14 protein-coding genes and 1 pseudogene are annotated in these 12733 nt (G+C 71.1%); 9 read left to right on the top strand and 6 right to left on the bottom strand.

Annotation, left to right across the window (positions count from 1 at the left end; translation table 11 throughout):
• Positions 1–130: 130 nt before the first annotated feature.
• The 3 genes from NMN56_RS24300 to NMN56_RS24310 form a co-directional block, all read right to left on the bottom strand.
• Positions 131–1279, bottom strand: a complete 1149-nt coding sequence (locus NMN56_RS24300) for a Glu/Leu/Phe/Val family dehydrogenase (RefSeq protein WP_274041550.1) — start codon at positions 1277–1279, stop codon at positions 131–133.
• A 245-nt stretch (positions 1280–1524) separates the two neighbouring features.
• Positions 1525–1725, bottom strand: a complete 201-nt coding sequence (locus NMN56_RS24305) for a DUF397 domain-containing protein (protein ID WP_274041364.1) — start codon at positions 1723–1725, stop codon at positions 1525–1527.
• Positions 1701–2573, bottom strand: a complete 873-nt coding sequence (locus tag NMN56_RS24310) for a helix-turn-helix domain-containing protein (RefSeq protein ID WP_274041362.1) — start codon at positions 2571–2573, stop codon at positions 1701–1703. The genes NMN56_RS24305 and NMN56_RS24310 overlap by 25 nt, the downstream gene beginning before the upstream one ends.
• Before the next feature lie 114 nt (positions 2574–2687).
• Here NMN56_RS24310 and NMN56_RS24315 point away from each other — a divergent pair, with 114 nt between their 5' ends.
• Both NMN56_RS24315 and NMN56_RS24320 read left to right on the top strand, forming a co-directional pair.
• Positions 2688–2879 (top strand): hypothetical protein, encoded by a 192-nt coding sequence (locus NMN56_RS24315; protein ID WP_274041361.1) that lies wholly within the window; start codon positions 2688–2690, stop codon positions 2877–2879.
• A gap of 131 nt (positions 2880–3010) precedes the next feature.
• Positions 3011–3562, top strand: a pseudogene (locus tag NMN56_RS24320) (sugar O-acetyltransferase); the annotation flags it as partial.
• Between the two features lie 91 nt (positions 3563–3653).
• Here NMN56_RS24320 and NMN56_RS24325 read toward each other — a convergent pair.
• Complete coding sequence (locus NMN56_RS24325) at positions 3654–4034, bottom strand: DoxX family protein (RefSeq protein ID WP_274041359.1); 381 nt, start codon at positions 4032–4034, stop codon at positions 3654–3656.
• 292 nt (positions 4035–4326) lie between these two features.
• On the opposite strand from NMN56_RS24325, the gene sigJ reads away from it, so the two are divergent.
• Positions 4327–5277 (top strand): RNA polymerase sigma factor SigJ, encoded by a 951-nt coding sequence (sigJ, locus tag NMN56_RS24330; RefSeq protein ID WP_274041358.1) that lies wholly within the window; start codon positions 4327–4329, stop codon positions 5275–5277.
• Positions 5278–5501: 224 nt separating this feature from the next.
• Here the strand turns inward: sigJ and NMN56_RS24335 are convergent, their stop codons facing one another.
• Positions 5502–6104 (bottom strand): TetR/AcrR family transcriptional regulator, encoded by a 603-nt coding sequence (locus NMN56_RS24335; protein ID WP_274041357.1) that lies wholly within the window; start codon positions 6102–6104, stop codon positions 5502–5504.
• Positions 6105–6187: 83 nt separating this feature from the next.
• On the opposite strand from NMN56_RS24335, the gene NMN56_RS24340 reads away from it, so the two are divergent.
• Both NMN56_RS24340 and NMN56_RS24345 read left to right on the top strand, forming a co-directional pair.
• Entirely contained in the window at positions 6188–7315 is a 1128-nt protein-coding gene (locus tag NMN56_RS24340; RefSeq protein ID WP_274041356.1) for a saccharopine dehydrogenase NADP-binding domain-containing protein, read from the top strand.
• 4 nt (positions 7316–7319) lie between these two features.
• Positions 7320–8240, top strand: a complete 921-nt coding sequence (locus tag NMN56_RS24345; RefSeq protein ID WP_274041355.1) for an NmrA family NAD(P)-binding protein — start codon at positions 7320–7322, stop codon at positions 8238–8240.
• 128 nt (positions 8241–8368) lie between these two features.
• Here the strand turns inward: NMN56_RS24345 and NMN56_RS24350 are convergent, their stop codons facing one another.
• Positions 8369–8614 (bottom strand): hypothetical protein, encoded by a 246-nt coding sequence (locus NMN56_RS24350; RefSeq protein WP_274041353.1) that lies wholly within the window; start codon positions 8612–8614, stop codon positions 8369–8371.
• 117 nt (positions 8615–8731) lie between these two features.
• On the opposite strand from NMN56_RS24350, the gene NMN56_RS24355 reads away from it, so the two are divergent.
• The 4 genes from NMN56_RS24355 (at position 8732) to NMN56_RS24370 (ending at position 12602) form a co-directional block, all read left to right on the top strand.
• Complete coding sequence (locus NMN56_RS24355) at positions 8732–9235, top strand: anthrone oxygenase family protein (protein WP_274041352.1); 504 nt, start codon at positions 8732–8734, stop codon at positions 9233–9235.
• 372 nt (positions 9236–9607) lie between these two features.
• Positions 9608–10405: a (Fe-S)-binding protein gene (locus tag NMN56_RS24360; RefSeq protein WP_274041351.1), complete on the top strand. Its 798-nt coding sequence runs from the start codon at positions 9608–9610 to the stop codon at positions 10403–10405.
• The gene (locus NMN56_RS24365) at positions 10405–11877 is read left to right on the top strand and encodes a lactate utilization protein B (protein ID WP_274041350.1); all 1473 of its coding nucleotides are present in this window, start codon (positions 10405–10407) and stop codon (positions 11875–11877) included. The genes NMN56_RS24360 and NMN56_RS24365 overlap by 1 nt, the downstream gene beginning before the upstream one ends.
• Positions 11874–12602 (top strand): LutC/YkgG family protein, encoded by a 729-nt coding sequence (locus tag NMN56_RS24370; protein ID WP_274041349.1) that lies wholly within the window; start codon positions 11874–11876, stop codon positions 12600–12602. The genes NMN56_RS24365 and NMN56_RS24370 overlap by 4 nt, the downstream gene beginning before the upstream one ends.
• Positions 12603–12733: the final 131 nt, after the last annotated feature.

Genomic DNA, 12733 nt, shown 5'->3' on the forward strand with positions numbered 1-12733 from the left:
GGCATCGGCGTCCGCGGGTCGGTCGACGGTCACGCGGTCGGCGGTGGAACGGGCCGCGAAGCCCGCAGGTCAACGGCCGCGAGACGGCGTCGAGTCAACACGCGGGGTCGGGTCAACGTGCGGGGACGAGTCAACGCGCGGCCCCGCGCGGGAGTCTGCCGCGTAGTTCCATCGCCTCGCGTACCCGTTCCTGTGCCAGGGCCGTCGCCGCCTCGTGCGGGGTGACCCCCCGGGTGCGGCTCTCCCCGATGACCTGCACCGTGTTGGCGCGCAGCCGCGTCGCGACGGTGGTGAAGATCTGTGCGGGTTCCGGCCGGAAGGGCGAGTAGCGCGCGTCCATGGAGAACGCGGCGGCGACGACGCCGCCCGCGTTCGCGATGAAGTCCGGCACGGTCACGATGCCGCGCCCGGCGAGCACCGCCTTCGCCTCAGGAGTCGTCGGCAGGTTGGCGCCCTCCACGACCAGCCGCGCCGAGGTGGTACGGGCGACATCCTCGTCCACCGCGTCCTCGCGTGCCGCAGGCACCAAGATGTCGGCGTCCGCCCGGAGTTCACCGCCGACGGGCAGGTGCTCGCCGCCGTAGTGGTGTACGCACGCGTCCCCCGATTCGGCGCGCAGCTTCAGCAGCGCGGGCACGTCGAGGCCCTGCGGGTCGTGGACGGCGCCCTCGCTCGTGGAGACGGCGACGACCGTGGCGCCCTGTTCGTCCAGGCGCCGTGCGGCGGCGGTGCCGACGGCGCCGAAGCCCTGGAGTGCGACCCGTGCGCCGCGCAGCGGCAGCCCGATCGCGTCGGCCGCCGCCTCGGTTGCCTCGGCCACGCCGTAACCGGTCACGCCCAGTTCGTCGTACGGCACCCCGCCCAGCGCACTCGGCAGGCCGACGGCGGCGCCCCGGTCACCGAGTTCGTCACGCATGATCGCGGCGTCGCGCTCGGTCAGCCCCATGTCCAGGCCGAGGACGTACTCGCGGGGCACCTCGTTGGAGAGGGCACGTGCGAACGCGCGGAGTATCTCCTCCTTGCGCTCCGGATGGTCGGGGTCCGGGCCCGGCTCACCCCGGATACCGGCCTTCGCGCCCCCGTGGAAGAGATCGACGGCGGCCCACTTCCACGTCATGGTCCGCGCCAGCCGCGCGATCTCCTGCACGTCGACCGTCGGACTCATACGGGTACCGCCCTTGCCCATGCCACGCGCCGTGTTGTCCAGCACGAGCACGCCGCGCATGCCCGTGCGGGTGTCGGAGACGCACACCACCTTCTCCGGTCCCCAGTCGTCCATCAACGACAGCAGTCCACCGGGTGCCTCGGGCACGATCGCTCCTCTGTTCGCGGAAGGTACGCGCCCACGGTGGCGGACATCCGCGCCCCGCCCAACCCTGCGAGAACTCAGTCTCAGCCCGCTGAGCATGAGCCCTGCTTACGCTCCACCTGACGTGCGTCCCGCGCGCAGCGGAGCCCCCGGCCACGAGTGCGGAAGCTGTGGTCGGGGGCGTTGGGTGGTGTTTCAGCGCTTTACGGAGTCCGTCAGTGCTTTACGGAGTGCACGAAGGCGGACCATGAGGCGGCGGGGAGGAGGAGGGCGGGACTGTGTGGAGTCTTGCTGTCGCGTACGGGGACGAGGCCGGGAATGCCGTCGGCGACCTCCACGCACTCGTTCCCCTGTGCGCTGCTGTAGCTGGACTTGCGCCACCGTGCGGCGGTCAGGTTCGGTCGGGGGGTGTGCATGTCGTGCTCGCCTCCATGGCCCGTTGTAGGTATGCCACCGACTCCCCAGGTGGGAGGGCTGCGTCTCTCAAAGCATCGTAGGACAGGCGTAGTTCCGCCACGGATTTCGGCTCCGTGATCAGCGAAGCGGTGTGGCTGCTCTCCTGATAGGCGGCGCTCTCGCCGTCAGGTTGGGAGACAAGAGTCAGGTTCCCGCCCGTGAGGTCGTGCATTCCTGAGGCGAACGGGAGCACCTGCAAGGTCACGTTCGGCAACCGCGCCATATCGACGAGGTGCGCCACTTGATCGCGCCACTCCTCCGGACTCCCAAGTCGGCGGGTGAGACAGAATTCGTCCAGGATCGCGCGGTAGTGCGCCGGAGACTCCCCGGTCAAGCGTTCCTGTCGACCGAGTCGTTCCGCGACGGTCTCTTCCGACTGCCTCTCGCCCCAACTCGGCGCTGTTCGCAGCAGCGCCCGCGCGTACGCTTCCGTCTGGAGAAGCCCCGGCATGGGCGCCGTCGCGTACTGATGCAGGGAAAGGGCGCTCCGCTCCAGATTCACGTACGCCTTGTACTTGTTGCGCACGGGCTCAGCCTTGGCCAACCGGTGAAGGACGCTCAACTGGTCGCCAGTGCCGTAGAACGCATCCAGCCTGCCGACGATGTATGGAGACAGGAATTTGATTCCCCGCTCCAGTTTTCGCAGGTCGGAGCGGTCGTAGCCCACTTTCTTGCCCAACTCTTCGAAGCTCATCCCTCGACTGGTGCGTAAAGTCTCCAGCTTCTCCATCAGGGCCCGGAGGGGCGTCAACCGACTCTCGTCGTTATCCGGCTGCGTGAGGTCACCGTCACTCGGCTGATCAGGCATCTTCGCTCCTGTAGGAATCGGCAAAAAGCCTACAGGGAGCCGGTGTTGGGGACCTGGCGATCTGTACAGGCTTGGAGTCGACCGGATACAGGCCGTAGTGAACGGAAGCGCGCCATGGAGACCGCAACGACCCCGACTCCCTTTCCCCGCTGGCCGGAGGGCATCCCCGGTTGTGCGCGGTGCGAGAAGTACACGAAAGAGCGTGAGCGGCGGTACCACAGGCGCGAATACAGCGAGGCGACCGATCAGAACGTGTATCTCGTACGGCTCAAGCAGCGTGACCACGCGGAGGAGGACGACGGCTGATCGCGGCCCCGGTCGAGGTGCCCGCGGTGCCCTCCCATGCCGACCGGAAGACGGGGTCGGGAAGACCGGGTCGGGAAGACTGGTCGGTGAAGGCGGACACATTGGCTGGTTGACGTTCGGAGAGGACATCCGTGGGCGAGAACAAGCGGCGCATGCTGGCGGGCGAGTGGTACATCCCCGAAGACGAGGAACTGGCGGCCGAGTCCGCGCGCCGCGCGGAGCTGTGTGCCGCGTACAACGCGGCCGGTACGGCGAGCGCCGTCGAACGGCGCGCGATACTCGCGGAGTTGATCGGCGAACTCGGCGACGAGGTCCGGATCAGACCGCCGTTCCAGTGCGACTACGGGACGTACATCTCCATCGGCGCCCATACGTTCATCAACTTCGGCGCCGTCTTCCTGGACGCGGCACCCATCACTGTCGGCCGTCATGTCCAGATCGGGCCGAACGTGCAACTCCTCACTCCGCAGCACGAGTTGGACGCCGGGCTGCGGCGGGCCGGGTGGGAGAAGGGGTCGCCGATCGTGATCGGTGACAACGTGTGGCTCGGCGGGGGCGTCATCGTCTGCCCGGGGGTCACCATCGGCGCCGACACCGTTGTCGGGGCCGGCGCCGTCGTCACCAAGGACCTGCCCTCTGGCGTTCTCGCGGTGGGCAACCCGGCCCGCGTGCTCCGTACGCTGGTCGACCCGGCACACGGGGGCGCGGGCGAGGGAGCCCCCGCAGGAGCAGGCGAGGGGGCCGAGGCGAACGAGGCGGTCGAGGCCGGCGGCGTCAGCCGGTGAAGGACTCGGAGCCGAAGCGGCCCCACGCGACGAGGGCGGCGAGAGCGAGCAGGGCCAGGTTCGCCACGATGGTCGGGGCCTCGTGCCTTCGCAGGTGCGTGAGGGCGGCGCCGACCATCAGCAGCACCAGGCCGACGGCGGCCAACGGCACCAGGATCGGGGCGATGTCGAGCGCGGCGGGCAGGATCAGGCCCACGGCTGCCAGGACCTTGAGCGCGCCGATGGTCTTGATGGTGTTCGAGCTGAAGTCTTCGACGAACCCCATGCCGGAGGCCGCCAGTTTCTCCTTCGGTTGCGCCAGCATCATGGCGCCACCGGCCAGGAAGGCGAAGGCCAGCAGTCCCGCGATGCTCCACAGAGCGATGTTCATGAGGGTTCTCTCCTTGTAAGGGCTGTGAGCTGCCGCGTAAGGGCTGTGAGCTGCCGCGATGTCGGCATCGGAAAGGTGTCCAGGTGTGTGTGTTCAGTAGTACGACGAGGTACCCCTGCGGAATGTGACGCGGCCCCTCGGAACGTGAGGCGACACGTGGGCCTCACATCTGGGGGCGCCGCCTCGTCGGACCGGTGAGGACAGGCGCGGGCAGCAGCCACGAGCGGCGCACGCGGGCAGCAGGCGCGAGCAGCGGAATGCGCAGCCAATACGAACGAGGAGCCGTCGACACATGACCACACCGTCCGGGCCGGATGACGGCCGGCCAGAGCCCGGCCTGAGCGCGATCATGAGTGAGCGGCGTCAGCTGATCAATCTCGCGTACCGGCTCCTCGGGTCCCTGGCCGACGCCGAGGACGTCGTGCAGGAGACGTACGCCCGCTGGTACACGATGTCACCCGGCCGGCGGGACGCCATCGCCGCGCCGGGCGGCTGGCTGACCAAGGTCGCCAGCCGTATCTGCCTCGACCTGCTCCGCTCGGCACGGGTCCGGCGGGAGAGCTACGTGGGCGAATGGATACCGGAGCCGCTGCCCGACAGTACGGAGTGGATCAGTGGGCGGTCGGGTGGCGCGACGGCGGAGCCGGCCGACCCCGCGGACCGGATCACGCTGGACGAGTCGGTCAACATGGCCTTCCTCGTCGTGCTCGACTCCATGACACCGGCCGAGCGGCTCGCGTTCATCCTGCATGATGTCTTCCGCTACCCCTTCGGCGAAGTGGCCGAGATCGTCGGCCGCACCCCTGCCGCCTGCCGCCAACTGGCCTCGTCGGCCCGCCGCCGCCTGCGCACGGAGCGGGCTCCGGTCACACCGACGCCGAGGGCTCAACGCGCCGCCGTCGTCCGGGAGTTCAAGGAGGCGTGGCAGGCCAAGGACATCGAAGCGCTCATCGGGCTGCTCGATCCCGATGCCACGGGAATCGGCGACGGCGGCGGCTTCGTCAGTGCCGAGCTGCGCCCGGTCAAGGGTGCCGAACTGATCGCGCGTGGCTTCGCTTCCCTCGTCGAGAGGGCGCCCGACCTGACCTTTCTGGAGCGTACGGTCAACGGCCAGCCGGGCCTTGTGGCCCAACAGGACGGCGTCACCGGTACGGTGCTGGCTTTCGACATCTCGGGTGACCGGATCACGCATATCTGGGCGGTACGGAACCCCGAAAAGCTCCGGCTGTGGACGACGGGCTGACCGCGTCCGCCCAGGGCGCCAAATGGCCCTGGGCCTCGGCACATTGACGACGACAGGTGAAGCCGCGCGGGGCCGTTGGCAAGCCGTGAACCGAACGTCCGCACCCGCACACGGTAAGCATGAAGCCCTTCCCCGCTCGCCTGCGGAGCACGGCGACTACTGCGGAGCACGGCGACCGAGGACGGTGGCGGGCGGTGCCCGAACGGCGCCCGCGACCGGTGCCCTTACGCGCGGAGTGCGCCCAGCAGCAGGCGGGCCTCGTCCGCCACCCCCACCAGTGCGCGAGCCGGATCATCGGCGCGGGCCAGCAGCATGCCGCCCTCGCAGAGCGCGCCGAAGACGAGTTGGGCGCGCGCGTCCAGGTCACCGGCGACGAGAAGGCCCGCGTCGGCCGCTGCCCGTACACCGGCGGAGAGTACGCGCAGGGTGTGCGCGCACTCGATCTCGCGTACGCCGTCCCAACCCAGTACGGCGGGTCCGTCCAGCAGGACGACGCGCCGGAAGCCGGGGTCGAGGCAGTGTTCCAGGAAGGTGCGGGTGCCCTGCGTCAGCGCCGCCCAGGCGTCCGGCGACTGCGCCGCCACCCGTTCCAACGTGTCGGCGATCGCCTCCTGTTCCCGGGTGAAGACCGCGCGGAAGAGGTCGGCCTTGCCCCGGAAGTGGTGGTAGGCGGCGCCCTTGGTGACGCCTGCCGCCGAGGCGACGGCTTCGATGGAGGTGGCGTGGTAGCCGTCGGCGCCGAAGAGCCTGCGGGCCGCTGTCAGCAGCCGCGCGGTGGTCGCGTCGGAGCGCTCTGTCTGCGTACGTGCCGGAATACGGCGGATCATGGTGACTCCTGTTGACGGGCATACCCAGGGTATGTAAGTTCACCGCCAATGTGACATACCTCCGGTAGGGAAGCGGGTCGAGGATGACCGCACCGCTCTTCGCCATCTACGGGGCCTACGGCCACACAGGGCGCCTGGTCGCCGCCGAACTCCTCGCCCGCGGACGGGACATCGTCATCGCGGGCCGTGACGGCGAGGCACTCGCGACCCTCGCCGACGAACTGGACGCGGCCCGGAGCCGCCCGGGGCAGGTGCGTATCCGCGTCATCTCGATCGAGGACGCGGGCGCGCTGCGTGAACTGTGCGTCGAGGCATCGGTCCTGATCCACTGCGCGGGGCCCTTCTCGCGCACGGGCGCCCCGGTCGCCACGGTGGCGGCCGAGGCCAGTTGCCACTACATCGACCACGCGCTGGAACCGCACCACATCAAGCACGTCTTCGACACGCTCCAGGGCACGGCCCAGCGCAACGGGATCGTCATGGTGCCCGGGATGAGCTTCTACGGCGGCCTCGGCGACCTGCTCGCCTCAGCCGTCACCGAGGGACTCTCCGATGTCGAACGGGTCGTGCTGGCCTACGCCGTGAGCGGCTGGCGCCTCACCACGGGCGCCAAGAACACAGCCGCGCAGCTCTTCGCCGAGACCGACAGGCTCACCTTCGCCGACGGCACCCTGCACAGCGGCTACGTCGAGCCACGTAACGCCGTCTTCGCCTTCCCGCCGCCGCTGGGGCCGCGCACGATGATCGCGCCGTTCCCTTCGTTCGAGACGGTCACCGTGCCCCGGCACGTGCCCACGCGCAACGTCGACCTGATGCTGACGGCGGGCACCTTCGAGGAGGAGGACGTCTTCGAGAGCGAGAGCGCGGGGCCGGACATACGCGCGCGCACGGACTTCACCATCGCAGCGCAGACCGTCTCCGAAGCGGGCCCGGGAGCAGGGCAGTTGACGGGCAGCGACCTGTGGCGTGCCGCCGCGCTCGCCTCCGTCGAGGCGGCCGTACCGCTCGCCGAGGGACGGGGGCCCGCGAAGACGGGCGTGCTGGCACCGGCCGAGGCGTTCGCCGCACGGCCCTTCCTGCGCGCACTCGAAGCGCTGGGCGCCTTCACCGCGGTCCTGCCCGACCACCGTACGGACAGCGCGACCGCTGAGCCCGCTGAGCCCGCTGGGACCACAGCGACCACAGCGACCACAGCGAACGACGAGGACTGAGCCGATGCCGGGCAACGACAGCGCGCCGATCCTCGTCACCGGTGCGGCGGGCGGGCAGCAGGGCTCGACGGGCCGTCACGTCGTACGGCTGCTGCGCGAACAGGGCCGCGCGGTCCGCGCGTTCGTCCACACCGACGACGCGCGCGCCGCAGAGCTGCGCGGGCTCGGCGCCGAGGTCGTCGCGGGCGATCTGCGCGAGATCACCGATGTGCTCGCGGCCGTACGGGGCGTACGGCGTGCCTACTTCACGTATCCCGTGACCGCGGGGTTCATGGAGGCCACCGGTGCCTTCGCCGCCGCCGCTCGGCGCGAAGGGCTCGAACGGGTCGTGGAGGTCTCCCAGCTCGCCGCCTCACCCGAGGCGGGCACGCCGCGCATGCGGCTGCACTGGGTGTCCGAGCAGGTCTTCGACTGGGCGGACGTGGGCGCCGTCCACCTGCGTGCGGGCGTCTTCTTCGAGAACCTGGACTTCCTCGTCACCGCGGCACGCGCCGCCGGCTCCCGCCAACTCGCCCTGCCGCTGGGCGGTTCCGACACCGTCCTGCCGCTCGTCGCCGGCACCGACGTGGCCCGCGTCGCCGCGGGACTGCTCACGGGCCACGGCCCTGGCACCGACCCCGTCGTACTGCTCACGGGGCAGGTCCTCACCGTCGCCGAGGCGACGGCCACCTTCGCCGAGGGGCGCGGCGAGGCCCTGACGTACGCCGACATCCCGCCGGGGGAGTGGCGCCAGTACGCCATGGACCTCTACCGCGACACCACCACCGTCGAGCACCTCACCAAGCTGTGGGACCTCTTCCGCGCCATCGGCTCCCACCACGAGCTGTACCAAGTGACCGAGTCCATCGAGCGGTTCGGCGGCGAACCACCGCGCACGCTGGCCGACTTCACCCGGGCGCCGGCCCGGCCCCAGGCCCGCCACTGAGTGCCCCGGTGTCCACCGCTCCGGCCGCCGTACACGACGCGTACGTCCCGTACGAGCCGTACGACCCGTACGAGTGGTACGCGTCGAAGTCGCCCACCGGGTCGAACGTGCCGCGGATGCGTGCGCCCTCAGCCACTGGTTGACCCGCGTACGGAGATGCCCTCGGCGCGCGCGTCGAGCTTGCCGGTGGGGGTGCCGGTGGCGGCGTGCACGGGGCGGCGTGCACGGGGCAGCGTGTACGGGTCGGAGCCCACGACGACGCCCGCCGCGTGTGCCTGGCTCGCCGGGCGGCCGAACCCGGCGACCAGCTGATCCGCCGTCAGCCGTCCGCCCGGGTGGACGCCCGCGTCGCTGCCCGGGTGAGACCCCCGCACATCCCGCTGAGCGTCCGGGCCATGGGGGCGGCGCACCCGATGGCATTGACTGGCGGCAGACGGAGGTTCGGCGGCAGGCGGAGAGCCGGCGGTAGGCGCAGTGAGGGAGGCGGCGGAATGCTGGGGACGTGGCAAGGGATCTCGCTGATGGCGGCCGTACTGGCGACCGGGCTCAGCGCCGGGCTCTACTACGGGTTCGCGTGCGCGGTCATGCCGGGGCTGCGCCGGGCCGGAGACCGCACGTTCGTCGAGGCGATGCAGCGCATCAACACGGCCATCCTCAACGGCTGGTTCCTGCTGCTGTTCCTGGGCTCGCTGCTGCTGACCCTCATCAGCGGCGGGCTCCATCTGGCCGAAGGCGGCGGGCACGGCGCCCTGCCGTGGATCGGCGCGGGCGCCGTGCTCTACGCCGGGGTGCTCGGCCTCACCTTCCGCGTGAACGTCCCACTGAACGACGCACTGGACGCGGCGGGACTACCGGCCGACGAGGCCGCACTCGCCGCCGTACGCGAACGGTTCGAGGACGCCTGGGTGCGGTGGAACACCGTACGGGCCGTCGTCAACACCGCCGCTTTCGCCTGCCTCGCCTGGGCACTCGTGCGGTACGGGCACGCGGGCTGACGGGCGAGGGAGCGGCGCGAAACCGTACGGGGCATGACCCCGTACGCGGCACGACCCTGTACGGGGCCTGTTCCCGTACGGGCCGGGACCTCGTGGGTGCGGAACCTCGTGCGGTACCGGGGCCTCGTGCGGCGGGCCAACAGGTCCGGGGCCTCCCCGCCCCCGCAGCGTCCCTCAGGTGTAGGACGTACCCCCGCGGCGCGCGTCCCCAGCTGTAGGACGCGCCCCCGCGGCGCGTCCCCCGGCTGTAGGACGCGCCGCCGCCAAGCGGAGCAGCGGGGGAGCGGGTCACGGGGCAGGCGTGGGGGGCGCACGTAGCGTCGGCCGGTGGTGGCGCGCGGGCGCCGCAGCCGTTTCGTGCCGGGAGGCCCTTTGAGAACCGCGCTCTTCATCACGTGCCTCAACGACGCCCTCTACCCCGGAACGGGCAGGGCCACCGTCACCCTGCTGAGGCGGCTCGGCGTCGAGGTGGAGTTCCCCGCCGGGCAGAGCTGCTGCGGCCAGATGCACTACAACACCGGGTACCGCGCGGACACCGCCGCGCTGGCCCGGCACTTCGTGACCGTGTTCGGCGGCTACGACCGCGTGGTCGTGCCGTCGGCGTCCTGCGGCGGGCTCATCAAGAACCTCTACAACCCGGGAGCCGGCCCCCTCGGCGACGCGGGACTGCGCAGGGACCTGGCGGCGGTCGCGGGCAAGGTGCATGAGCTGATGACGTTCCTGACCGACGAGCTGGCCACCGAGGACGTCGGTGCCTACTTCCCGCACCGCGTCACCTACCACCCCACCTGCCACTCCCTGCGCGTGCTGCGCGTCGGCGACCGTCCCTACCGGCTGCTGCGGAACGTAACTGGCATCGAGTACACCGAGTTGGACGGCGCGGAGGAGTGCTGCGGCTTCGGCGGCACCTTCTGTCTCAAGAACCCCGCCGCGTCCGGCGCCATGAACGCTGACAAGGCCCGGCACGTGCGCGAGTCCGGCGCACACGTCGTCACGGCGGGGGACAACTCCTGCCTGATGAACATCCAGGGCAGGCTCACCGCCGACGGCGACCAGGTGCGCTGTCTGCACCTCGCGGAGATCCTGGCGCGTACCGAGGAGGACGGCCCGCTGCCCGGCGTTCCCCTCGCCCGCACGGCCGCGGGGACCCCCAAGGCGGCGGTGCGCTGATGGCCCGTACGTTCGTCGGCTGGCCTGCCTTCCCGCAGGCGGCCCGCGAGACCACCCGCGACACGCGGCTGCGCGAGAACGTGCGGCGTGCCACCCACACCTTCCGCGACAAGTACGCGGCACGCGTCGGGGAACGGCCCGACTGGCAGGAGCTGCGCGACAGCGCGGCGGCCGTCAAGGACGATGTGCTGCGCCAACTGGACCGCTACCTGGAGCAGTTGGAGGAACGCGTCATCGAGGCGGGCGGCACCGTGTACTGGGCCGCCGACGCCGCCGAGGCCAACCGCATCATCACCGGGCTCGTCGCCGAGACGGGCGAACGGGAGATCATCAAGGTCAAGTCGATGCTCACCGAGGAGATCGGGCTCGACAACGCGCTCGCGGCGGCCGGGATCGACACCCGCGAAACCGATCTCGCCCAGATCATCATCCAGCTCGGCGACGACCTGCCCTCCCACATCGTCGTCCCCGCGGTGCACCGCAACAGAGGCCAGATCCACGACGTCTTCGTCTCCGAGATGGGCAAGCACGGCCGCCCCGCGCCCCCGGACATGACCGAGGACCCGAACTCCCTCGCGGACGCCTCCCGCGCGCACCTGCGCGAGAAGTTCCTGCGCGCCAAGGTCGCCGTCTCGGGCGCCAACTTCATGGTCGCCGAGACCGGCACCCTGGTCGTCGTCGAGTCGGAGGGCAACGCGCGTATGTGCCTCACCCTCCCCGAAGTCCTCATCTCCGCCGTCGGCATCGAGAAGATCGTGCCGACCTGGCGGGACCTGGAGGTCTACCTCCAGATCCTCGCCCGCAGTGCCACCGGCGAGCGCATGTCGCCCTACGTGTCCACCTGGACCGGCGTCGCCGAGGGCGACGGACCCGGCACCTTCCACCTCGTACTCGTCGACAACGGCCGCACCCGCGCCCTCGCCGACCCCGTAGGACGCCAGGCACTGCGCTGCATCCGGTGCGGCGCCTGCATGAACGTCTGCCCCGTCTACGAACGCACCGGCGGCCATGCCTACGGCTCCGTGTACCCCGGACCCATCGGCGCCGTACTCAACCCCCTCCTCAAGGGCGTCGGGGACGAACAGACCGCCTCGCTCCCGTACGCCTCCTCGCTCTGCGGCGCCTGCGACGACGCATGCCCCGTCCGCATCCCCCTCACCGACCTCCTCCTCAAGCTCCGCCACTCCATCGCGGAGGGTGGGGACGATGGAGCGGTGGGCGAAGGCCGGGACCGAGGCCGAGGTGGCCCGCACCCTGTGCAGGACAAGGCGTTCAAGGCGGTCGGCGCGACCATGGAACACCGCACCGCCTGGAACGCCGCCGTACGCGCCGCCGGCCTCGCGGGCCCCCTCGTACCCGAGCGCCACCTGCCGGGCGCGCTCGGCGGCTGGACCGAAAGCCGCGCCGTGCCGCCTGTTCCCAAGGAGTCCTTCCGCGCCTGGTGGAAGCGGACGGACGGAGGACGCCGATGAACTCCCGTGTCACCGTGCTCGAACGCGTACGCCGCGCACTGCGGGACGCACCCCCACCCCCGGCACCCGCCGTGCCCCGCGACTATCTGCGCCACGCACCCGGCATCGACCCCGACGACCACGAAGCCGTCGTCTCCCTCCTCGCGGAACGCCTGCGCGGCTACGGCGCCGAGGTACGGCGCGTCGGGTCGGCCGGGTCGGTCGGTTCCGCCGGGTCGGCCGGGTCGGTCGGTTCCGCCGGGTCGGCCGGGTCCCGCGGATCCGATGGGCAGGTCGGATATGCGACCGTCGCCGACGCCGTACGGGACGCGCTCGACACCTCCGGCGCCACCACCGTCGTCGTACCCGACGGGGTGCCGGACGAGTGGTTCGCCTCCGTGCGGCAGCGCGTCCTGCGCGATCTCCCGCCGCTCGCCGCCACTCAACTGGCCACCGTGGACGCGGTGTTGACCTGCTGTGCGGGCGCCGTGGCCGATTCCGGGACCCTCGTGCTCGACGGCGGGCCAGGGCAGGGCCGCCGCGCGCCCACGCTCCTTCCCGATGTCCACGTCTGCGTCGTCCGCACCCCACAGATCGTGTCCGGCCTCCCCGAACTCCTCCCCACCCTGGACCCCCGCCAGCCCCTCACCTGGTTCAGCGGTCCCTCCGCCACCGTCGACATCGAAATGGTCCGCGTCCAGGGCGTCCACGGCCCTCGCCACCTCCACATCGTCCTGACGGACTGACGGACTGACGGCACGGGCGCCGCACCCCTCTCTACCGGTCTCTACCGGGACCCGCTCAGTCCTGGGAGAGGATCACCGCTGTGTAGGGGCCGAGGCCGAGGGTGGCGGTGTGGGGGTGGGTGTCGCGGGGG

The organism is Streptomyces iconiensis (genome assembly GCF_028657195.3).
GTDB lineage: Bacteria > Actinomycetota > Actinomycetes > Streptomycetales > Streptomycetaceae > Streptomyces > Streptomyces iconiensis.